Below are 20,806 nucleotides of genomic sequence, written 5' to 3'. Positions count from 1 at the left end.
TCCTTTCGCGCTATCGCTTCGCTTGCTTGAGCGCCGCTCAGCGGTTGTTCGAGAAGGTGAAGAGGGACTGCAGGGCGAACATCACGCGGTCCAGCAGGAAGCCGATGATGCCGATGGTGAAGACCGCGACCATGATCTTGGCCAGCGAGGACGACGAGCCGTTCTGGAACTCGTCCCAGACGAACTTGCCGAGGCCGGGGTTCTGGGCGAGCATCTCGGCGGCGATCAGCACCATCCAGCCCACACCGAGCGACAGGCGCAGGCCGGTGAAGATCAGCGGCAGGGCTGAGGGCAGCACCAGCTTGGTGATCTTGGTGTAGGTGTTCATCTTGAGCACCTTCGAGACGTTCACCAGGTCCTTGTCGATCGAGGCGACGCCGAGCGCGGTGTTGATCAGCGTCGGCCAGAGCGAGCAGAGCGTCACGGTGATCGCCGAGATCAGGAAGGACTTCGAGAACAGGCCGTCGTTGCTGGCGTAGGCGGCCGAGACCACCATGGTCACGATTGGCAGCCATGCCAGCGGCGAGACCGGCTTGAAGATCTGCACCAGCGGATTGATCGCGGCGTTGGCGGTGGGCGAGAGGCCGGCGCAGATGCCGAGCGGAATTGCCACGGCGGAGGCGATCAGGAAGCCGAAGAAGACGGTTTTGATCGAGGTCCAGATCTGCTGGTAGTAGCTGGGCGCGCCGGTATAGGCCACGTCCTTGACCTGATCGGGCTTGCCCGCGGCGATCAGCTTTTCGTTGCGCTTGTCGACCATGGCTTCGAATTTGGCCTGCTTGGCGGCCTTGGCCTCGGCGTCGTGGTGCAGGTTCACTGCCTCGGTCCAGACTTGTGCCGGGCCGGGGACCGCGCCGAGCGAGGTCTGCACCTGCGGCGCGAGCGTGCCCCAAAGCAGGAGGAAGGCGGCGATGGCCACGAGAGGCACGCCCAGCAGGCGCCAGACGTCCTTCATCTGGGCGCGGGGGTTGTCTCCGGCGGCGGCCTTGAGCAGCGGGGTGATCCAGGCAAGGCCGAGGACCTTGAACCAGGCGTCCGCCTTGTTGATGCGGGTGAAGAGACGCGCCCGGCGAGCTCGCGCTCGGCGTCTCGGGCGAAATCGGGGTCGACGGTGGTCATGGGTCCGGTCCTAGGTCTGGATGGCGCAAGGGGGGGAGCAGCGCGCATCGGGATGAGGAAGAGGGGGGTGGCCGGGCGATGGGCGCCCGGCCCGAGATGGTCAGGCTTGCGTCAGCCCTGGACTTCGTTGCCGATGACCTTCTGGTCGCCCTTGAGGCCGATCGGCAGGCTGTCGAGGTAGGCGTTGGGTGCCTTGCCGTCGTAGGCGATGCCGTCGATGATGTCCTCGGAGGGGGTCGGCGCCTTGTAGCCGTCGCTGTCCCAGGGGAAGTCAGCCTCGTTGGCGAGACCCTCGTCGACCAGCGCACGGGCGGCCTCGAGGTAGATTTCCGGCTTGTAGACCGATTTCGCCACCTCGTCGTACCAGCTGTCGGGCTTGGCCTCGGCGATCTGGCCCCAGCGGCGCATCTGGGTCAGATACCAGACGGCGTCCGAGTAATAGGGGTATGTGGCGTTGTGGCGGAAGAAGACGTTGAAGTCTGGCACCTCGCGCACGTCGCCCTTTTCATATTCGAAGGTGCCGGTCATCGAGTTGGCGATCACCTCGGCATCGGCGCCGACGTATTCCGGCTTCGACAGCATCTCGACCGCCTCCATGCGGTTGGCGTTGTCGTTCTCGTCGAGCCACATCGCGGCGCGGATCAGCGCCTTGACGATGGCCTTGGTGGTGTTCGGGTTTTCCTCGGCGAACTCGGAGGTGATGCCGAAGACCTTCTCGGGGTTGTTCTTCCAGACCTCGTAATCGGTGATCACCGGCACGCCGATGCCCTTGAACACCGCCTGCTGGTTCCACGGCTCACCGACGCAGTAGCCCGAGATGGTGCCGGCCTCGAGGGTCGCGGGCATCTGCGGCGGCGGGGTGACCGAGAGCATCACGTCGGCGCCGATCTGACCCGAGATGTTCTCGGGCGAGTAGAAGCCCGGGTTCAGCCCGCCGGCGGCGAGCCAGTAGCGCAGCTCGTAGTTGTGGGTCGAGACCGGGAAGACCATGCCCATGTTGAAGGGCTTGCCCTCGGAACGGAATTTCTCGACCACCGGCACCAGCGCCTCGGCGCTGATCGGGTGCTGCGGCTGACCGGCGTCGGTCTCGGCGATATTCGGCTTCATCATCTCCCAGACCTCGTTCGACACGGTGATGCCGTTGCCGTTCAGGTCCATCGAGAAGGGGGTGATGATATGCGCCTTGGTGCCGTAGCCGATGGTCGCGGCAATCGGCTGGCCGGCCAGCATGTGCGCGCCGTCGAGGGTGCCGCCGATCACGCCGTCCAGCAGCACCTTCCAGTTCGCCTGCGCCTCGAGGGTGACGAAGAGCCCCTCGTCGAGGAAGTAGCCCTGCTCGTAGGCGACCGCGAGCGGCGCCATGTCGGTCAGTTTGATGAAGCCGAAGGTCAGCTCGTCCTTTTCCAGCTCCTGGGCCATGGCCGGGGAGATCAGCGCGGTGGAGGTGGCGAGAGCGATGAGAAGTTTCTTCATGTTCGTTCCGTCCCTTGTTGGAAGGTCCGGCGTGCGATGTGCCCGGACCAAGACAAAAAAAGCCGCTGACGCACCGTGACGGATGTCACAGAGGTCGAGCGGCTTTGCTCATGGATCCCAGGCATTGGGAGAAATCTTCGGGTCGGGCGCCATTGCCTGACCGTGAGGAAGTGTGTGCCTCAGCGGGCAGCGCGGATCAAAGGAAAATCCCTAATCCTGCGCTGGAGGCGGGGGATTTTACGCGGCGGTCATGCTGCATGCGCAAAATGGCGGCATCAGCTTTCGCGCGGCTCAAAAATGCGGCCATCGAAGAATCTGTCCGGGCCGAGAAACAGCCGGCCTGATTCCGAGGCGACGGGGAGTCGCGTGGTCAGGCTGCCCTCGAGTTTCGACGAGGCGCCGGGCAAATCGGCGCTGGTTCCGGCCAGCGCGGCGCGGTGCAGGTCCGAGCGGAAGGTGGCGCGGGCGGCCTTGCCCGCGGCCTCGGGATCGAGCCCCGCGCGGGCGGCAAGCTGGCGACCGATCCATTCGGCCTGGCTGCGCCAGGGGAAGGCGGCGGCGCCGTCGTGGAATTCGAGCATGCGCGGCACCTGCCGCTCCTCGCCCTGCGCCGAGATCACCATGCGCCCGGTGAGCGCCCGGTCAAGCACCTCGGCGGGCACCCCGAGATAGTCGGGGCGGCTGAGGATCTCAGAGGCGAGGGAACGCGAGTCGGGCTCGGACAGCCAGCGCCCGGCCCGCCAGGTGGCGCGGATCAGCCGGCCCAGCAGGGACTGTTCGGTCTCGGCCCAGTCGCTGCGCACCGCCAGCACCTTCTCCGGTGCGAAGGACCAGATCGCGGTGCCAGGCAGCAGGAGCGCGCCGACGCCATTCTCCACCGCGATGCTGCCCCAGGGCTCGCCGACGCAGAAAGCATCGATCTCGCCCGCCTCCATGGCGTCGGCCATGAGCGGCGGCGGCACCGTGCGCACCTGCAGCGCCTCGGGCACCGACAGGCCAAGGGCGGAAAGCCAGTAGTAGAGCAACTCGGCATGCATCGAGAAGGGGAAGGGCACACCGATGCGCAAGGTCTCGTCGGTGGCGGCGATCAGCGCCCTGCCCGCAGCGCCGGCGTCGTTGAAGGCGAAGTCATGGCCTTGCGCCCGCAGCTTTTCGGCCAGCGCGTTGCTGACCCCGATGACATTGCCGTTGACCGAGAGCACGGAGACCGCCGAGAGCGGCGCGCCCGCCCCGCCAAGCCCGAGCGCTGCGGCCACCGGCACGGGCGAGAGCATATGCGCGGCATCCACCCGCCCGAAGCTGAGCATGTCGCGCAGGCTCGACCACGATGGGGCGCGCTTGAGGTCGAGGGCGATTCCCTCCTCGGCGGCATAGCCCATCTCCTGCGCGATGATCAGCGGCGCGGCATCGGTGAGTGGGATGAACCCGACGGCGAGCGTGGTGGTCTTCATCCCAGCAGCCCCGCCGCTGTGACCAGCGCCTGCGCCACGTCGGCGACGCGCTTGCCCTGGTCCATGGCGGCCTTGCGCAAGAGCGCATAGGCCTCGTCTTCGCCGACGCCGCGGGCCTTCATCAGCATGCCCTTGGCGCGGTCAATCACCTTGCGCTCTTCCAGCGCGCGCTTGGTCTCGGCAAGCTCGGTGCGCATCCGCTGGAACATGCGGAAGCGGGCGATGGCGGCGTCGAGCACCGGCTTCACCCGCTGCGGCTTCAGCCCGTCGACCACATAGGCCGAGACCCCCGCCTCGATCGCCGCATCGGTCAGCCCGTCGCCGGAGCGGTCGACGAACATGGCCACCGGGCGCTCGAGCGGGCCGGAGGCCAGCGCCAGCTCCTCGAGCATGTCGCGCGAGGGGCTTTCAAGATCGATCAGCACCACGTCAGGGCTGAGCTGCTGGATGCGCCGGGCGAGGCCGGGGATTTCCGAGACGAGGTGGATGTCGAACTCCCCGGCTTCACGCAGGCTCTGCTGGATCAGCAGCGCGCGTTCCCGGTCGGTTTCCACGATGGCGATGGAGAGCTGGGCGGAAGGCATGGCTCCTATCGGCCATGCCGGCGCGGGGTTGTAAAGCTGGGTCCCGCTCGGAAGGGGTCACGAAACGGGCAGGCGGTGAAATATTGGGCGGTGAGGGGCTCCGGTCCTACCGGGAGGGGGCAGAAGGGGGCTCTGCCCCCGTCGCGCGAGGCGCGACTCACCCGGGATATGTCCGCCTAGAAGAAGCTTCGGGTCAGAGGTCGAAGAGAGCGGCGCCCCAATAGGCGGGGGCGAGCAGGGCGCGGCGGAGGCGGCCGAGGGGGAAACGACTCGGCGGTGTCTGCAGCACGGCGGGGTAGGAGGCGCGAGGGGATTTGCCCTGCACGATGTCGGCCAGCAGCAGGCCGGCGTGGCTGCCCATGGCGACGCCGTTGCCGTGAAAGCCCATGCCGGCGAAAAGTCCGGGGTGATCGGGGACCGCGCCGACGAAGGGGGTGAGCCGCGCCATCAGGCAAACGAGGCCGGCCCATTCGTGGCTGATGGAAACGTCCTTCCAGGCGGGGAACATGGCGTGGAACTCGCGACGGATCTTGGCGCTGATCGCCTTCTGCGCGCGGGGCGTGGCGGTGAGCCCGCCGCGCATGCCGAAGAGGAAGCGGTTGTCGGGCAGCAGGCGGAAGTAGTGCAGCAGCTGGCGGGTGTCATAGGACATCTGGCGCGAGGTCCATCCGGCGGCGGCGCGCTGCATCTCGGTGAGCGGCTCGGTGACGATGACGCTCGACTGCACCGGCATGTAGCGCCCGCGCAGCCAGTCCGGCAGGTCCTCGGACGAATAGCCGTTGGTGGCGAGGATCACGCGATCCGCAGTGAGCGTGGCCTGCGGCGTGGTGAGATGCCACTTGCCGCCGTCTCGGCGCAGCGCGGTGACCGGGCTGTGGCCGTGCAGCAGGGCGCCCTTGGCCTCGGCGGCGCGGGCAAGACCGGCATGGTACTTGCGCGGGTTGAGCGCGAAGCCGAGCGGCGTCGTCATCGCGCCGTGGAAGGGCCCGGCCAGTCCCTCGGCGGCAAGTGCCTCCTGCGGGGTGAGCCGGGCGGTGACGCCGTAGAGCGTTGGCATCGTCTCGGCGGACGCCTGAAGCGACGCCCACGCGCGGGGCGTGTGGGCAAGCAAGGTCTCGCCCTCGGAATGGGTGTCGGCCGCGATGTCATGATCGGCGATGAGGCCCGCGGCGGTGTCGATGGCGGCGCGTTCGGTTCGGCACCAGGCGCGCAGGCCCTCCTCGCCGAAGCGCTTGCGCAGCAGCGCATGGGGCGCCTTGGCGCCGCCGAGGCAGCAGAAGCCACCGTTGCGCCCTGAGGCTCCGTAACCGGGGTGATCGGCCTCGAGCAGAGCCACCTCGACGCCGTCCTGCGCGAGGTGGAGCGCCGCGGAAAGCCCGGTGAAGCCGCCGCCGATCACCGCGACCTCGACGTGGCGCGGGGCGTTCAGCGGGGACCAGTCCATCGGCGGCACGGTGCCCGTCCAGAAGCAGGCGCCCTGCGGCCCGTAGGCCGCAGATTCATAGATGCGTTGCATGGCTGTCTTTCGGCTACTCGGCGCGGATGGCCGCCTGTTCGTCGCGTTTCTGCGCCACCGCCGCCCGCTTGGTCAGGATCGAGGCGGTGATCACCCCGATGGTCACGATGGCAATCATGATCGTCGAGAGCGCGTTGATCTGCGGGCTGACGCCGAGGCGCACCGCCGAGAAGATCTTGATCGGCAGGGTGGTGGCCGAGGGGCCGGTGGTGAAGCTGGCGATGACCAGATCGTCGAGCGAGAGGGTGAAGGCGAGCAGCCAGCCCGAGATCACCGCGGGCGCGATGATCGGCAGGGTGACCAGCCGGAAGGCCTCGAAGGGCGAGCAGCCGAGATCCAGCGCCGCCTCTTCCAGCGAACGGTCGAAGGTGGTCAGCCGCGAAGAGACCACCACCGAGACGTAGCACATGGCGAAGGTGGTATGCGCCAGAACGATGGTGAAGACGCCGCGGTCAAGGTTGATGCCGATGAAGAGCAGCAGCAGCGCGAGGCCGGTGATCACCTCAGGCATCACCAGCGGTGCGTAGATCATCCCCGAAAACAGCGTGCGGCCGTGGAAGCGCCCGGCGCGGACCAGCACGTAGGCGGCCATGGTGCCGAGGATGGTGGCCAGCGTCGAGGAGAAGACAGCGACCTTCACCGTCACCCAGGCGGCGTCGAGGAAGGCCTGATCGCGCAGGAGCTCGCCGTACCACTTGGTCGAGAAGCCGGCCCAGACGGTGACCAGGCGGCTTTCGTTGAAGCTGTAGAAGACCAGCAGCACCATCGGCAGGTAGAGGAAGGTGAAGCCGAGGGTCAGCGAGACCGTGTTGAACCAGCTGAAGCGTCTCATGCCCTTACTCCGGCTTTCTGGCCGGCGGCGAGCCGGATGCGTACTTGGAAAGAGAAGAAGCGGGGGAGGCTCATCCTTCGGCCTCCCGCTGCTTCTGCTCGTTGCGCTGGAAGAGGATGATCGGGATGATCAGGATCAGAAGCAGCACCACGGCCACGGCGCTCGCCACCGGCCAGTCGCGGTTCGAGAAGAACTCTTCCCAGAGCACCTTGCCGATCATCAGCGTGTCGGACCCGCCAAGCAGCGAGGGGATGACGAACTCGCCGATGGTGGGGATGAAGACGAGGAAGCAGCCGGCGATGATGCCGTTGCGCGATAGCGGCCAGGTGACCAGCCAGAAGGCCTCGAGCCGCGAGCAGCCGAGGTCCTCGGCCGCCTCGAGCAGCGAGCCGTCGAGCTTTTCCAGCGCCGAGTAGATCGGCAGGATCATGAAGGGCAGGTAGGTGTAGACCACGCCGATGTAGACGGCGGTGGTGGTGTTCATGATGTGCAGCGGCGTGTCGATGATGCCGAGCCAGAGCAGCACCTGGTTCAGCACGCCCTCGTTCGACAGGATCCCCATCCACGAATAGACCCGGATCAGGAAGGAGGTCCAGAACGGCAAGATCACCAGCATCAGCAGTGTCGGGCGCCATTCCTCGGGGGCGCGGGCCATGGCATAGGCCACGGGATATCCGACGAGCAGGGTCAGGAAGGTCGAGATCGCGGCGATCTTCAGCGAGCTGAGATAGGCCTTCCAGTATAGATCGTCTGTGGTCAGGAAGGTGAAGTTCTCGAAGTCCAGCTCGGAGAAGAAGCTCTTCAGACCCTCCCAGCCGGCGGCGAAATCGAGCTGCGGCGTGTAGGGCGGGCGGGCCAGCGCGATGTCCGAGAGCGAGATCTTCAGGACGATCAGGAAGGGAACCAGGAACAGCGCCAGCAGCCAGACGTAGGGGATCGCGATGAGCACGAAGCGGCGCATGGCTTACTCCTCCAGAACGACACCGGCGGTGTCGGTGAAGCCGACCCAGACCTCGTCTTCCCAGGTGATGTGACGATTTGCGAGGCGGCGGGCGTTGACCATCTGCGCCTTGATCATCTGACCGCCGGCGAGCTCGACGTGATAGGTCGAGATATTGCCGAGATAGGCAATGTCGATGACCTTGCCGCGGAAGGTGTTGGGCCGGTCAGGCCGCTCTGTGTCGATGGTCACCTTCTCGGGGCGGATGGCGAAATGCAGGCTCTGACCGGCTTCGACGCTCTTGGCGGGCGTGGCGAGGATCGGCGGCTGGCCCTCGGCCCATGCGATGCCGATCTTGGTACCGGGCTGAGTGGCGCGCCCCTCGATGATGTTCACGTCGCCGATGAAGTCGGCGACGTAGACCGAGTTCGGCGCCTCGTAGATCTCTGCGGGGGTGGCGACCTGCACGAGGTTGCCCTCGTCCATCACCGCGATGCGCGAGGCGACGGTCATCGCCTCTTCCTGGTCGTGGGTGACGATGACGAAGGTGGTGCCGGTCTTTTCCTGGATGTCCATCAGCTCGAACTGGGTCTGCTCGCGCAGCTTCCTGTCGAGCGCGCCGAGCGGCTCGTCGAGCAGCAGTAGCTTCGGCGCCTTGGCGAGCGAGCGGGCGAGCGCGACGCGCTGGCGCTGGCCGCCGGAAATCTGGTGCGGCTTGCGCCGGGCGAACTTGGTCAGCCGGGTGAGGCGCAGCATCTCCTCGACGCGGTCGCCGATGAAATTCTTGTCCTTGCTTTCGCGCCGCAGGCCGAAGGCGATGTTGTCCCAGACCGACAGGTGCGGGAAGAGCGCGTAGCTCTGGAACATCATGTTCACCGGGCGCTGGTTCGGCGGCACGTGGCCGATGTCCTTGCCCGACAGGAAAATGTCTCCGGAGGTTGCCGTCTCGAAGCCTGCGAGCATCCGCATCATCGTGGTCTTGCCGCAGCCCGACGGGCCGAGAAGGGCAAAGAACTCGCGTTCGTAGATGTTCAGCGACAGATCATGGATTGCGGTGAAGTCGCCGAAGGTCTTGGTGACATTGCGAAACTCGATGATCGGTTTCTGGGCCGGGTCGGTCCAGGGGGCAAAGACGGTCTGAGCCATGCGGAGGGATCCTGTCATGAAAATGGCCCGCCCCTCGGGGAGAGGCGGGCCCGATGGGTCAGGCTCAGGAGCCGGACTTGATCTTGGTCCAGAGGCGGGTCACCACGCGCTGCACCTTCGGCTCGTAGGGGGTCGTGGTGAAGAGGTTGTTCAGCGCCTCTTCCGACGGGTAGATCGCCGGATCGCCGATCACGTCCTCGGCCAGGAACTCCTGCGAGGCCTTGTTGCCGTTGGCATAGTAGACGTAGTTCGACGCCGCCGCCATGTTCTCGGGGTCCATGATGAAGTTCAGGAACTTATGCGCGGCGTCCGGGTTCGGGGCATCGACCGGGATGGCCATCTCGTCGAACCACATCTGCGCGCCTTCCTTGGGCGCGTTGTAAGCCACCTCGACGCCGTTCTCGGCCTCGGCGGCACGGTCGCGTGCCTGCAGGATGTCGCCCGACCAGCCCACGGCCACGCAGATCTCGCCATTGGCCAGCGCGTTGATGTACTCGGAGGAGTGGAACTTGCGGATGTAGGGGCGGATCGCCATGTAGACTGGCTCGGCCTTGGCGATCACGTCGGGATCGTGGCTGTCGGGGTCCTCGCCGATGTACTTCAGCGCCGCCGGGATCATCTCGGAGGGCGCGTCGAGGAAGTAGACGCCGCAGGCCGCCAGCTTTTCCATGTTCTCGGGCTTGAATACGAGGTCCCAGCTGTCGATCGGGGCGTCCTCGCCGAGGATCTCCTGCACCTTGGGCACGTTCACGCCAAGACCGGTGGTGCCCCACATGTAGTTGATCGCATAGTCGTTTCCGGGGTCGTACTTGGAGGTCCGCTCCGAGATCACGTCCCACATGTTCTCGAGGTTCGGCAGTTTCGACTTGTCGAGCTTCTGGAACGAGCCCGCGGCGATCTGGCGCTGCAGGAAGGTGCCGGTGGGGACGACCACGTCGTAGCCCGAGCCGCCTGCAAGCATCTTGGTCTCGAGGACCTCGTTGCTGTCGAAGACGTCGTAGATCAGATCGATGCCGGTCTCCTGCTCGAATTTCTCGAGCAGCGATTCGTCGATGTAGTCGGACCAATTGTAGACACGGACCTCCTCGGCATGGGCCGAGGCGGCTGCGAGCGCGAGCGTCGCGGTGAAAGTGAGAAGAGATGTCTTCATCATGTGCTCCCGTTGGTTGCGGGGTCTTCCACGCCCCGGCTCCCCGAATTTGATCAAATGTTGCATCTCTTGGCAACATCTCGGATGTTTCCACGAGGCGCGACAGCGTGCAAGATAACGTGGCGGCGAATGTGATCAAATGAAAGGCAACCGATGAATATGAGGGCAGAAGGTGCCGGCCCCCCCCGTCCATGAGCAGGTTTACCGGCGTCTGCGCGAGATGGTGCTCTTCGGCGAGCTGGAACCGGGGCAGGCGGTGACCATCCAAGGGCTCGTCGAACAGCTCGGCGCGGGGATGACCCCGGTGCGCGAGGCGCTGCGCCGGATGATCTCCGAAGGCGCGCTGGCCTTTCGCGGCAACCGCCGGATCATGGTGCCGGTGCTCGACGCCGAGGCGGTCGAGCAGCTCCTGCTGGCCCGCGTCGCGCTGGAGCCGCAGCTCGCGCGCCGCGCCGCCGATCGCTGCACCCCCGAGGACATCGCGCGGCTGCGCAACACCGATGCGCGGCTCGACCGTGCCATCGCCCGCGGCGACGTGCGCGGATACCTCGAGGAGAATCACCGCTTCCATGCCGAGCTCAACGCCATCGCCGAGGCGCCGATCCTCACCGAGCTGGTCGAGGGGCTCTGGCTGCGCTTCGGGCCCTCGCTGCGGGTGGTTTGCGGCATGTTCGGCACCCGCAACCTGCCGGACCGTCACAAGGACCTCCTTAAGGCTCTGCAACAAGGCGATGCCGAGGCGGCGGCTGACGCAATGGAAGGCGACGTCGTGCAGGGCATGACCCAGATCCGCGAGGGGCTGGCCTGATTCGAAGCGCGGATCGCGCGACTGCAATTGACGCGGAATAATTTGATCATATTATTGGCGACAGCTTTCCGAACAGACCACCCGAACAATCGAAAGGTGTCCGCCATGACGCTCATCTCCGTGAACTCGCCGACCTCCGAGCTGCAGGCTCTGGACGCGGCGCATCACATGCACCCCTTCACCACGGGCTCGGATCTGGCGCGCCGCGGCGCCCGGGTCATCACCCGCGCCGAGGGCTGCTGGCTGACCGACAGCGAAGGCGAGCGCATCCTCGACGGCATGGCCGGCCTGTGGTGCGTAAACGCTGGCTACGGGCGCAAGGAGCTGGCGCAGGCCGCCGCCCGCCAGATGGAAGAGCTGCCCTATTACAACACGTTCTTCATGACGACCCACGTGCCGGTCATCCAGCTCTCGGCAAAGATCGCCGAGCTGGCGCCGGGCGATCTGAACACCGTGTTCTATGCGTCGTCGGGCTCCGAGGCGAATGACACTAACATCCGCCTCGTACGCACCTACTGGGCCGAGAAGGGCCAGCCCGAGCGTGACGTGATCATCGGCCGCTGGAACGGCTACCATGGCTCCTCGGTGGGCTCGGGCTCGCTCGGCGGGATGAAGGGCATGCACGCGCAGGGCGGCCTGCCGATCCCCGGCATCCACCACATCGACCAGCCGCATTGGTACGCCGAGGGCGGTGACATGTCCCCCGAGGAATTCGGCCTCGAGCGCGCCCGCCAGCTGGAAGCGGCGATCGAGGAGATCGGCCCGCACCGCGTCGGCGCCTTCATCGCCGAGCCGATCCAGGGCGCCGGCGGGGTGATCATCCCGCCCGCGACCTACTGGCCCGAGATCCAGCGCATCGTGAAGAAATACGGCATCCTGCTGATCGCCGACGAGGTGATCTGCGGCTTCGGGCGCACCGGCAACTGGTTCGGCTCGCAGACCATGGGCATCGAGCCCGACATCATGACCATCGCCAAGGGCCTCAGCTCCGGCTACCAGCCGATCGGCGGCTCGATCCTCTCGGACGAGGTGGCGAGCGTCATCGCCAAGACCGAGTTCAACCATGGCTACACCTACTCGGGCCACCCGGTGGCCTGCGCCGTGGCGCTGGAGAACCTGCGCATCCTCGAGGAGGAGAAGATCGTCGAGCGTGTGCGCGAGGAGACCGGCCCCTACCTCAAGGCGAAGTTCGAGAGCCTGGCCGATCACCCGCTGGTCGGCGAGGCGAAGATCGCCGGCATGATGGGGTCGATTGCGCTGACCCCGGACAAGTCGGCCCGCGCGCCCTTCGCCGCCGAAGCGGGCACCGCCGGCTACATCACCCGCGAGCGCTGCTTTGCCAACAACCTGATCATGCGCCACGTCTATGATCGGATGATCATCTCGCCGCCGCTGGTGATCACTAAGGAAGAGATTGACGTGCTGATCTCCCGCGCCTGGAAGGCGCTGGACGAGGCCCATGTCGAGCTCAAGGCGCAGGGGCTGATGAAGGCCGGTGCCCGCTGAACCCGGGTAAGGGGGCGCTGCCCCCTCGCCCTCCGGGCTCACCCCCGGGATATTTGACCCTAGAAGAAAGGCCGGGCGCGCGCATGCTCCCGGCCTTTCGCGTTTCTTCTAGGCGGAAATATCCCGGGGGAGGCCGCGCGTCTGCGCGGGCGGGGGCAGCGCCCCCCGTCTTGCCCGGCCGGCGCACGGCGCCGCCGCCCGGCCTCGGGCCAAGAAAAAAACCCGGGCGCAAGCGCCCGGGCCAGTTGGTCAAAAGCTGATAGGAAGGAGGAGATCAGCCCTTGGAGAACTCCGGGTATGCCTCCATGCCCAGTTCGGCCATGTCGAGCCCGTTGATTTCTTCCTCTTCCGAGACGCGGATGCCGAAGACCATCTTGAGGATGAACCACAGGACCAGCGACACCACGAAGGTGAAGATGCCGACCACGACGATGCCGTAGATCTGGGTGCCGAAGGAGGCGTCACCGTTGGTGAAGGCCACCGCGATGGTGCCCCAGATGCCGCAGATCAGGTGCACCGGGATGGCGCCGACAACGTCGTCGATCTTCAGCTTGTCGAGGAAGGGCACCGCGAAGACCACGAGCACGCCACCGATCGCACCGATGATGGTGGCGGTGCCGAGGCCCGGCATCAGCGGCTCTGCGGTGATCGACACGAGGCCGGCCAGGGCGCCGTTGAGCACCATGGTGATGTCGGCCTTCTTGTAGAGCAGTTGGGTCATGATCATCGCCGCGATCGCACCGCCGGCAGCAGCCGTGTTGGTGTTGGCAAAGATGCGGGAGATGTCAGCAACGTTGGCCGCCGTGTCCATGTAGAGCTGCGAGCCGCCGTTGAAGCCGAACCAGCCGAGCCACAGGATGAACGTGCCGAGGGTTGCGAGCGGCAGGTTGGAGCCGGGGAAGGGGGTCACGCGACCGTCCTTGTACTTGCCGAGGCGCGGGCCAAGCACGATGGCGCCGGCCAGAGCAGCCCAGCCACCGGTCGAGTGCACGATGGTCGAACCTGCGAAGTCGAGGAAGCCAGCCGCATCGAGGAAGCCGCCGCCCCATTTCCACGAGGCTTCGATCGGGTAGATGAAGCCTGCGAGCAGGATGCAGAAGATCAGGAAGGGCCACAGCTTGATGCGCTCGGCGAGGGTGCCGGAGACGATCGAGCAGGTGGTGGCGCAGAACATCAGCTGGAAGAAGAAGTCCGAGCCGACCGACGCGTAGGTGAGGTCGGTCTGTGTGTCGGCGAGCCCGACCGGCTCGAGCGCGGTCGTCGCGAAGGCACCGAGGACGCCGTCGATCGACCAGCCGTCACCCGGGTACATCAGGTTGTAGCCGATGAGGTAGTACATGATCGCCGCGATCGCGAAGAGCGCGACGTTCTTCATCAGCTGCATTGTCACGTTCTTCTGACGCACGAGGCCAGCCTCGAGCATCGCGAAGCCGCAGCCCATGAACATGACCAGGAAGCCGGTCACGAGGAACATGAACGTGGTGAAGATGTAGCCGATTTCCTCGACCGGCGGGGTGACATCGGCATCCTGCGCGAGGCCGAGGCTGGGCAGCGCGATCAGCGCAGCGACCGGAGCCAGCGTCTTGAGAAGTTTCATGTCTTTCTTGTCCCTATCTGTCGTTCCGCAGCTCTCAGAGCGCGTCCGCGTTGGTCTCGCCCGTCCGCACGCGAACGGCTTGCTGCACGTCGAGCACGAAAATTTTGCCGTCACCGATCTTGCCGGTCTGAGCGGTGCTGGTAATCGTCTCGACCACCTGGTCGGCCATCGAGCCGGCGACCACGATCTCGAGCTTGATCTTCGGAACGAAGTTCACCGCGTATTCGGCGCCGCGATAGATTTCCGTGTGACCGGACTGCGAGCCGAAGCCCTTGATTTCCGTGACCATCATGCCGCGCACGCCGATTGCGGTGAGCGCCTCGCGCACCTCCTCGAGCTTGAACGGCTTGATCGTTGCAATGATCAGTTTCACCTTGGTCCCTTTCGGTTCTTGCGGCTCGCAGCTGCGCACCGCATCTCCTCGTTTGTGCATGGGCAGAAAGCCGCTGCCGGTGGGTCATGGGAAGGGAAAGCCCCTTGTGCCCCTCCGGATGTGCTCCTATGGAGATTACAAATCAGGCGGAAAATATCAGTTTGATTAAAAAATAGGCCGTCCAAAAAGACAAATATGTGACCGTTTCTCGGTCAACATCGGGCTGCAAAGCCGTTATCCTCCCCCAAAACGTAGACAGGCCGGGCAGGGCAAAATGAGTGATTCAGGGCGTGGCAAGGGCCGACTGGTGGCCGATCGCCGCTATCCCAATGGTGGCCCGACGGGCCGCCGGAAACCGACAGGCAGGAGCCAGGGCAAACCCCCTTCCAGCGGAGGAAACGGCACTGGGAATGGCACCGGACCAGGACGCCGCCGCGCCGCGCCGCGCAAACCTGCGCGCAGGCCGGCGAAGAAGCGGAACTTTCTCGTCGCCTTCGTGTTGGGCATCGTGTCTTTCGTGCTGAGCCTCGTCTGGCGCATCACGTGGCGGGTCACCGCCGTGGTGGCGCTGCTTCTCGCCCTCGGGGTGGGCTATTTCTATACCAAGCTTCCGCCGGTCACCGAACTGCTCGACGGGCGTGCGCGCGGTTCGGTCACGCTGATCGACCGCAATGGCGCCATCTTTGCCTGGCGCGGCGACCAGTTCGGCGGGGCGGTGACAGCGACCAGCGTGTCCAAGCACCTCAAGAATGCGGTGATCGCCACCGAGGACAAGCGCTTCTACCACCATTTCGGTGTCTCGCCGCGGGGCGTGGCCAGCGCCGTGCGGATCAACCTTGCCGAGGGGCGGGGTCCGCTCTCGGGCCATGGCGGCTCGACGATCACCCAGCAGACCGCCAAACTGCTCTGCATCGGCGTCGAATATGACGCGAACGTCTGGAAGTCCGAGGCCGACTACGTGGCCGACTGCCGCGAGTCCTCGCTGGCGCGCAAGGGCAAGGAAGCGCTCTACGCCATGGCGATGGAGCTGAAGTACACCAAGGACGAGATCCTCTCGATCTACCTCAACCGCGCCTACATGGGCGGCGGTGCCTATGGCGCAGAGGCCGCGGCGGAGCGCTATTTCGGCAAGCATTCGGCCACCCTCAACGCGCAGGAATCGGCGATGCTGGCCGGGCTGCTGACCGCGCCTTCGACGCTCGCACCGACCAGCGATCTCGAGCGCTCTCAGAACCGCGCTGCGACAGTGCTGCGGCTGATGCGCGATCAGGGCTTCCTCAGCGCGGCCGAAGAGCAGCAGGCGCAGGCCCATCCCGCGACGCTGTCGGAAGAGGCGCAGAGCAAGACCGGCGGCTATTTCGCCGACTGGGTGATGTCGACCGGACCGGAGTATTTCACCCGCGACACAATGGAAGACGTGGTGATCCGCACCACGCTCGATCCGAAGCTGCAGAAGGCGGCCGAGGACGCGATGAACGAGGTCTACGACAACAAGGTCAAGGACGGCTCCAAGGCGCAGGCGGCGATCGTCGTCATGTCCGCCGATGGCGCGGTGAGGGCCATGGTCGGCGGGCGCAAGACCGGCGTGTCGGGCGTGTTCAACCGCGCGACCCAGGCCAAGCGCCAGACCGGCTCGGCCTTCAAGCCCTTCATCTATGCCACCGCGCTCGAGCTGGGGCATTCGCCCTATGACACGGTGGTCGACGAACCCTTCTGCATGAACGTGCCGGGCTCCGGCCAGTGGTGTCCGCAGAACTACTCGAGGAACTACAAGGGCAAGGTCACGCTGACCGACGCCCTGGCGCATTCACTTAACATCCCGGCCGTGAAGATCTCGGAATCCGTCGGACGCGATCTCGTTGCCAAGGTGGCCACGGGCTTCGGCATCAAGTCCGAGGTGAACAGCTCTCCGTCCATGGCGCTCGGCACCTCCGAGGCCTCGCTGCTGGAGATGACCGGCGCCTATGCGGGCATCCTCAACGGCGGCTCGGCGGTGACACCCTACGGCCTTGTCGACCTGCGTCTGAAGGGCGACGACGAGGTGCTCATGGGCACCGGCGGCGGCATCCGCGAGCGGGTGATCCAGTCCGAGGCTGCGGGCCAGCTGATCTGGATGATGGAGCATGTGGTCAACGGCGGCACCGGCGGGCGGGCGAAGCTGCCAGACCGCGAGGTCGCGGGCAAGACCGGCACCTCGAACGATGCGCGCGACGCCTGGTTCATCGGGTTCACCGCCGACTACGTGGTCGGGGTCTGGATGGGCAACGATGACAACTCGCCGCTCACCGGGGTGACCGGCGGCGGGCTGCCGGCGGAGATCTGGCGCGAGACCATGCTGCGCGTCACCGAGGGCACCGAAGCCAAGCCGCTGCCCGCCATCGCACCGGAGCCGCCGCGGCAGGTGGCCCAGCCGCAACCGCAGCGCCAGCAGCCGGAACGGCAGCGCCGCGACAACATCATCCAGCAGGTCATCCGTGACCTTCTCGGGGGCGGCTGAGGCAATGGGCGGCAAGTTCCTTCGAAGGAACTTGCAAAAGCTTCGAAGGCTTCTGACCTAGGCTTGACCTGAGCGCTCGGCGCGGACATGAGGGGCGAAATCCCGCAAAAGGAGACGCCCCCATGTCCGCAGCCGTGTCCGACGACCGCCTGATCGTTGCCCTTGACGTGCCCAATGCCCTCGAGGGGCTGAGAATTGCCGAGGAAATCGGCGATGCTGTCTCCTTCTACAAAATCGGCCTCGGCATGCTCACGGGCGGCGGGCTGGCGCTGGCCAACGAGCTCAAGCAGGAGCACGGCAAGCGCATCTTCCTCGACATGAAGTTCTTCGACATCGGCCAGACGGTCGAGAACGCGGTGCGCGGCATCGCGCAGTTCGACCTCGACTTCCTCACCGTGCACGGCGATCCGCACGTGGTGCGCGCCGCCAAGGAGGGCGCTTCGGGCAAGGACCTGAAAATCCTCGCGGTGACCATCCTCACCTCGCTCGACCGCGCCGATCTCGATGCAAGCCTGATCCTGCCGGGCGATATCGAGGATCTTGTGGTCGAGCGCGCGGCCCGCGCCTTCGAGGCCGGGGCAGACGGCATCATCGCCTCGCCCAACGAGGCCGCCCGTATCCGCGCCCTGCCCGAGGCCGAGGGAAAGCTCATCGTCACCCCCGGCGTCCGCCCCGCGGGCAGCGCCGATGACGACCAGAAGCGCATCGCCACCCCGGCCAGCGCCATCGCCGCGGGCGCCGATCACATCGTCGTCGGCCGCCCGGTCTGGCGCGCGCCCTCGCCGCGCGCGGCGGCGCTGGCGATCAACGCCGAGCTCGCCTCGCCGCAGGCGCAGCGCCCGAACAAGGCTTGATCCGGGGCGCGCGGGGGGCTAGGCAGACGTCATGACACGTCTGATGCCCCTTGCGACTCTCTGGTGGCCCGCCTGACATAGGCGGCCAGACGAATCATGTTTTCCAATGAGGCCGCCGCATCGGGCGGCCTTTTTGATGTACGAAACCTCCATCAAGCTCCCCATGCGGTGACCTCCTGTCCAGACAAGGAGACCCCGATGGACCAGACCACCCTGCCCCGCCCCGAGGCCGAAACGACCACAACGGCCAAGCCGGTCATCCTCACCGGCGACCGCACCACCGGCCCGCTGCACATCGGCCATTACGCCGGTTCGCTGACAAACCGGCTGGCGCTGCAGGACAGCCACAGGCAGTTCCTGCTGCTCGCCGACACGCAGGCGCTGACCGACAATGCGCATGACATCGGCAAGGTGCGCCGCAACGTGCTCGAGGTCGCCTGCGACTACCTCGCCGTCGGCATCGACCCCGCCAAGACAACCATTTGCCTGCAATCGCATCTGCCGGCGCTGGCCGAGCTGTCGATGCTCTATCTCAACTTCGTCACCGTCGCCCGGCTCGAGCGCAACCCGACGATCAAGGACGAGATCCGTGCCCGCGGTTTCGGCCGCGACATTCCCGCCGGCTTTCTCTGCTATCCCGCCGCGCAGGCGGCCGACATCACTGCCTTCAAGGCCACCGTCGTGCCAGTGGGCGAGGACCAGGCGCCGCTCATCGAGCAGTGCAACGAGATCGCCCGGCGGGTGAACGCGACAGCCGGTCGCGAGGTGCTGCCCGAGGCGCAGGCACTGATCCCCGAGGCGGGCCGCCTGCCGGGCATCGACGGCCGCGCCAAGATGAGCAAGTCCGGCGGTAATGCGATCACGCTCTCGGCCTCGGAGGACGAGATCAGCCAGGCGGTGCGCGCGATGTTCACCGATCCTGACCACCTGCGGGTCGAAGATCCGGGTAAGGTCGAGGGCAACGTGGTCTTCACCTATCTCGACGCCTTCGATGCGGCGAAGGACGAGGTGGCAGCCCTGAAGGACCACTACCGCCGCGGCGGGCTCGGCGATGCGGTGCTGAAGCGGCGGCTTGAGGATATCCTGCAGGCACTCTTGGCGCCGATCCGCGCGCGGCGAGCGGAGGTAGCCTCTGATCCGGCGCAGGTTCACCGGATCATCGCCGAGGGCACGCATGTGGCGCGCGAGATCACCGAGGCGACCAAGCGCGAGGTGATGGATGCGCTGGGGCTGTTCCGGCTCTGAGCGGGCAGGGAGGGGGAGTGCGGGGCGGGGGAGCCTGTGGGCTCCCTAGTCCTCGTTAATGTCGCGGGTCCAGATCTTCGTCTGGCCCTTGCGCACCCCCATGAAACGCCGCAGCAGCGCCCAGGCGAGGGCGGCGACCACCGCGCAGATGAGCAGCAGCATCGGCCAGCCGGTGGAAAGACCGAGGAGCAGCAGCACCCCGACCACACCGGCGCCGATAGCGAAGCCGAGGAAGACATAGGCCGGGCTCAGCACCTCGAGCACCAGCAGCAGCACCGCGCCTGCCATCCAGACCCACCAGAGCTGGATCATGGCTTGCGTCCCGTGAGCAGGGTGAAGGCATCGGCGAAGGCGTCGAGCGCGTTCGAGGGCAGCACGATGGTCTGCTTGCCCTCGCCCTTGCCGAGCGCCACCAGCGCCTCGACCTGTTTCAGCGCGACCTGGTACTGCGCCGCCTCGAGCCCGTTCTTGGCGATGGCCTCGGCCACCACCTGCGTCGCATAGGCCTCGGCCTCGGCCGAGATGCGGCGCGCCTTGGCGGCCTGCTCGGTGGCATAGAGATCCGCGTCGGCGGCCAGCTCCACGGCGCGCTTGCGCCCCTCGGCCTCGGTCACCTGTGCGCGCCGGGCCCTTTCGGCGTTGAGTTGCTGGAGCATGGCGTCGCGGGTCTGCTGGTCAAGGTTCACGTCGAGGATCTCCGCCCGCGTCACCTCGATCCCCCAGTTGTCCACCGCGTCCTCGACGTTGCCCTTGATGGTGGAAATCAGCGCGGCGCGGTTCGACTGCACCTCGTCGAGCTCCATCTTGCCGATCTCGGCGCGGACGATGCCCGCCACGGTGGTGGCGATGGCCGCGTCGACGTCGCGGATGCGATATACGGTCTTTTCCGGCTCGAGGATGCGGTAGAAGACCGAGGTCTCGACCTGCACCAGCACGTTGTCGGCGGTGATCGCGTCCTGGCTCGCGTTGGGCAGCTGCCGCTCGAGGATCGACACCTTGTGGGCCACCTTGTCGAGGAAGGGCACGATGAAGTTGATCCCCGGCCCGAGCACCGCGCGTAGCCGGCCGAAGCGCTCGACCACGTGTTTCTCGGATTGTGGCACGATGCGCACGCCGAGCAGCACGCAGAGGATCACGAAGCCCGCGAGCAGCAGGACGACGAGGTTGCCGCCTATGAGATCCAGTATCAACTCATCCAAACCCATCGCGCGTCCCCTTGCCCGTGTTGCCTGCCCGGCGCTTGCTTGAGGGGGCGCTGCCCCCTCGGCGCTGCGCGCCTCACCCCCGGGATATTTCAGCCTAGAAGAAAGCGCTTCGTGCCGACTATGCCCCGGCCTCTGCCGCTGGGGAAGGGGCTAGGGAGGGGTGCGCGGACAGGGTTCACGGGACCTGCACGGGGGCGTGCGGGGCCGCGTTGGGAACTGCGGGGCGGATGTCCGCGTTTCTTGGGCAACAGGAGACACGCCATGACCGAGATGCGGACACAGATCGGCGAGATGCGCTACAACGCCGCCGAGGAACAATTCGAAGCCCTTGTGACCTTTCATTCGAGCGCCGGGCGCACCCGTGTCGCCAGCAGCTTCAAGGCGCCGGTGACCACCCAGCCCGAGGTTGCCGAGCAGGTGCTGCTCGCGCGCGCCCGGGCGCTGCTCGGGCGCGAGGATGCGCTGCTGGCGCGCACGCCGCCGCTGCCGTCGGAGCGGGTTCGGCGCCGC

At 66.3% G+C, this 20,806-nt stretch carries 18 protein-coding genes and 1 pseudogene; 6 read left to right on the top strand and 13 right to left on the bottom strand.

The genetic code is table 11. The annotated features are described in order from the left end of the window. Positions 1-37 precede the first annotated feature (37 nt). The 9 genes and pseudogenes from CLG85_RS08135 to CLG85_RS08095 form a co-directional block, all read right to left on the bottom strand. Positions 38-1,119: pseudogene (locus tag CLG85_RS08135) on the bottom strand (ABC transporter permease). Positions 1,120-1,230: 111 nt separating this feature from the next. Further along, on the bottom strand, positions 1,231-2,592 hold the full coding sequence (locus tag CLG85_RS08130; protein ID WP_095881495.1) for a CmpA/NrtA family ABC transporter substrate-binding protein: 1,362 nt from the start codon (positions 2,590-2,592) through the stop codon (positions 1,231-1,233). A gap of 275 nt (positions 2,593-2,867) precedes the next feature. After that, on the bottom strand, positions 2,868-4,043 hold the full coding sequence (locus CLG85_RS08125; protein WP_095883840.1) for a CmpA/NrtA family ABC transporter substrate-binding protein: 1,176 nt from the start codon (positions 4,041-4,043) through the stop codon (positions 2,868-2,870). Further along, entirely contained in the window at positions 4,040-4,627 is a 588-nt protein-coding gene (locus tag CLG85_RS08120; protein WP_095883841.1) for an ANTAR domain-containing response regulator, read from the bottom strand. Before CLG85_RS08120 ends, CLG85_RS08125 begins: the two co-directional genes overlap by 4 nt. Positions 4,628-4,820: 193 nt before the next feature. Then, positions 4,821-6,143, bottom strand: coding sequence for an NAD(P)/FAD-dependent oxidoreductase (locus tag CLG85_RS08115; protein WP_260348689.1), 1,323 nt, complete (start codon positions 6,141-6,143; stop codon positions 4,821-4,823). 13 nt (positions 6,144-6,156) lie between these two features. Continuing rightward, entirely contained in the window at positions 6,157-6,975 is an 819-nt protein-coding gene (locus CLG85_RS08110; RefSeq protein WP_095883843.1) for an ABC transporter permease, read from the bottom strand. 70 nt (positions 6,976-7,045) lie between these two features. After that, complete coding sequence (locus CLG85_RS08105) at positions 7,046-7,936, bottom strand: ABC transporter permease subunit (protein ID WP_095883844.1); 891 nt, start codon at positions 7,934-7,936, stop codon at positions 7,046-7,048. 3 nt (positions 7,937-7,939) lie between these two features. Continuing rightward, positions 7,940-9,061, bottom strand: coding sequence for an ABC transporter ATP-binding protein (locus CLG85_RS08100; protein WP_095883845.1), 1,122 nt, complete (start codon positions 9,059-9,061; stop codon positions 7,940-7,942). Between the two features lie 64 nt (positions 9,062-9,125). Beyond that, positions 9,126-10,211 (bottom strand): polyamine ABC transporter substrate-binding protein, encoded by a 1,086-nt coding sequence (locus tag CLG85_RS08095; RefSeq protein WP_095883846.1) that lies wholly within the window; start codon positions 10,209-10,211, stop codon positions 9,126-9,128. 172 nt (positions 10,212-10,383) lie between these two features. Between CLG85_RS08095 and CLG85_RS08090 the strand changes: the two genes are divergently transcribed. Then, positions 10,384-11,019, top strand: coding sequence for a GntR family transcriptional regulator (locus tag CLG85_RS08090; protein ID WP_311734969.1), 636 nt, complete (start codon positions 10,384-10,386; stop codon positions 11,017-11,019). 105 nt (positions 11,020-11,124) lie between these two features. Then, entirely contained in the window at positions 11,125-12,525 is a 1,401-nt protein-coding gene (locus CLG85_RS08085; protein WP_095881719.1) for an aspartate aminotransferase family protein, read from the top strand. A gap of 274 nt (positions 12,526-12,799) precedes the next feature. Here the strand turns inward: CLG85_RS08085 and amtB are convergent, their stop codons facing one another. After that, positions 12,800-14,122: an ammonium transporter AmtB gene (amtB, locus tag CLG85_RS08080; protein ID WP_224847754.1), complete on the bottom strand. Its 1,323-nt coding sequence runs from the start codon at positions 14,120-14,122 to the stop codon at positions 12,800-12,802. 34 nt (positions 14,123-14,156) lie between these two features. Beyond that, a complete protein-coding gene (locus tag CLG85_RS08075) occupies positions 14,157-14,495 on the bottom strand; it encodes a P-II family nitrogen regulator (protein ID WP_066103691.1) in 339 nt (112 codons plus the stop codon). 274 nt (positions 14,496-14,769) lie between these two features. On the opposite strand from CLG85_RS08075, the gene CLG85_RS08070 reads away from it, so the two are divergent. The 3 genes from CLG85_RS08070 (at position 14,770) to trpS (ending at position 19,091) form a co-directional block, all read left to right on the top strand. Next, positions 14,770-16,992: a transglycosylase domain-containing protein gene (locus CLG85_RS08070; protein WP_095883339.1), complete on the top strand. Its 2,223-nt coding sequence runs from the start codon at positions 14,770-14,772 to the stop codon at positions 16,990-16,992. Between the two features lie 122 nt (positions 16,993-17,114). After that, complete coding sequence (pyrF, locus tag CLG85_RS08065; RefSeq protein ID WP_224847758.1) at positions 17,115-17,846, top strand: orotidine-5'-phosphate decarboxylase; 732 nt, start codon at positions 17,115-17,117, stop codon at positions 17,844-17,846. A gap of 198 nt (positions 17,847-18,044) precedes the next feature. Further along, positions 18,045-19,091 carry a tryptophan--tRNA ligase gene (gene trpS / locus CLG85_RS08060; protein WP_095881201.1) on the top strand — a complete coding sequence of 349 codons (1,047 nt, stop codon included), beginning with the start codon at positions 18,045-18,047 and terminating at the stop codon, positions 19,089-19,091. Positions 19,092-19,136: 45 nt separating this feature from the next. Here the strand turns inward: trpS and CLG85_RS08055 are convergent, their stop codons facing one another. Together CLG85_RS08055 and CLG85_RS08050 are read right to left on the bottom strand one after the other, a co-directional pair. Then, on the bottom strand, positions 19,137-19,403 hold the full coding sequence (locus CLG85_RS08055) for a hypothetical protein (RefSeq protein WP_095881200.1): 267 nt from the start codon (positions 19,401-19,403) through the stop codon (positions 19,137-19,139). Beyond that, a complete protein-coding gene (locus tag CLG85_RS08050) occupies positions 19,400-20,296 on the bottom strand; it encodes an SPFH domain-containing protein (protein ID WP_095881199.1) in 897 nt (298 codons plus the stop codon). The genes CLG85_RS08055 and CLG85_RS08050 overlap by 4 nt, the downstream gene beginning before the upstream one ends. 261 nt (positions 20,297-20,557) lie before the next feature. Between CLG85_RS08050 and CLG85_RS08045 the strand changes: the two genes are divergently transcribed. Continuing rightward, positions 20,558-20,806 (top strand): hypothetical protein (locus CLG85_RS08045; RefSeq protein WP_260348687.1); only part of this gene is annotated, 249 nt, incomplete at its 3' end.

It is taken from the genome of Alloyangia mangrovi, assembly GCF_002300555.2.
Classification (GTDB): Bacteria; Pseudomonadota; Alphaproteobacteria; order Rhodobacterales; family Rhodobacteraceae; genus Salipiger; species Salipiger mangrovi.
Note: the sequence above shows the minus strand (reverse complement) of the source record. Positions and strands in the feature narration are given on the sequence as shown.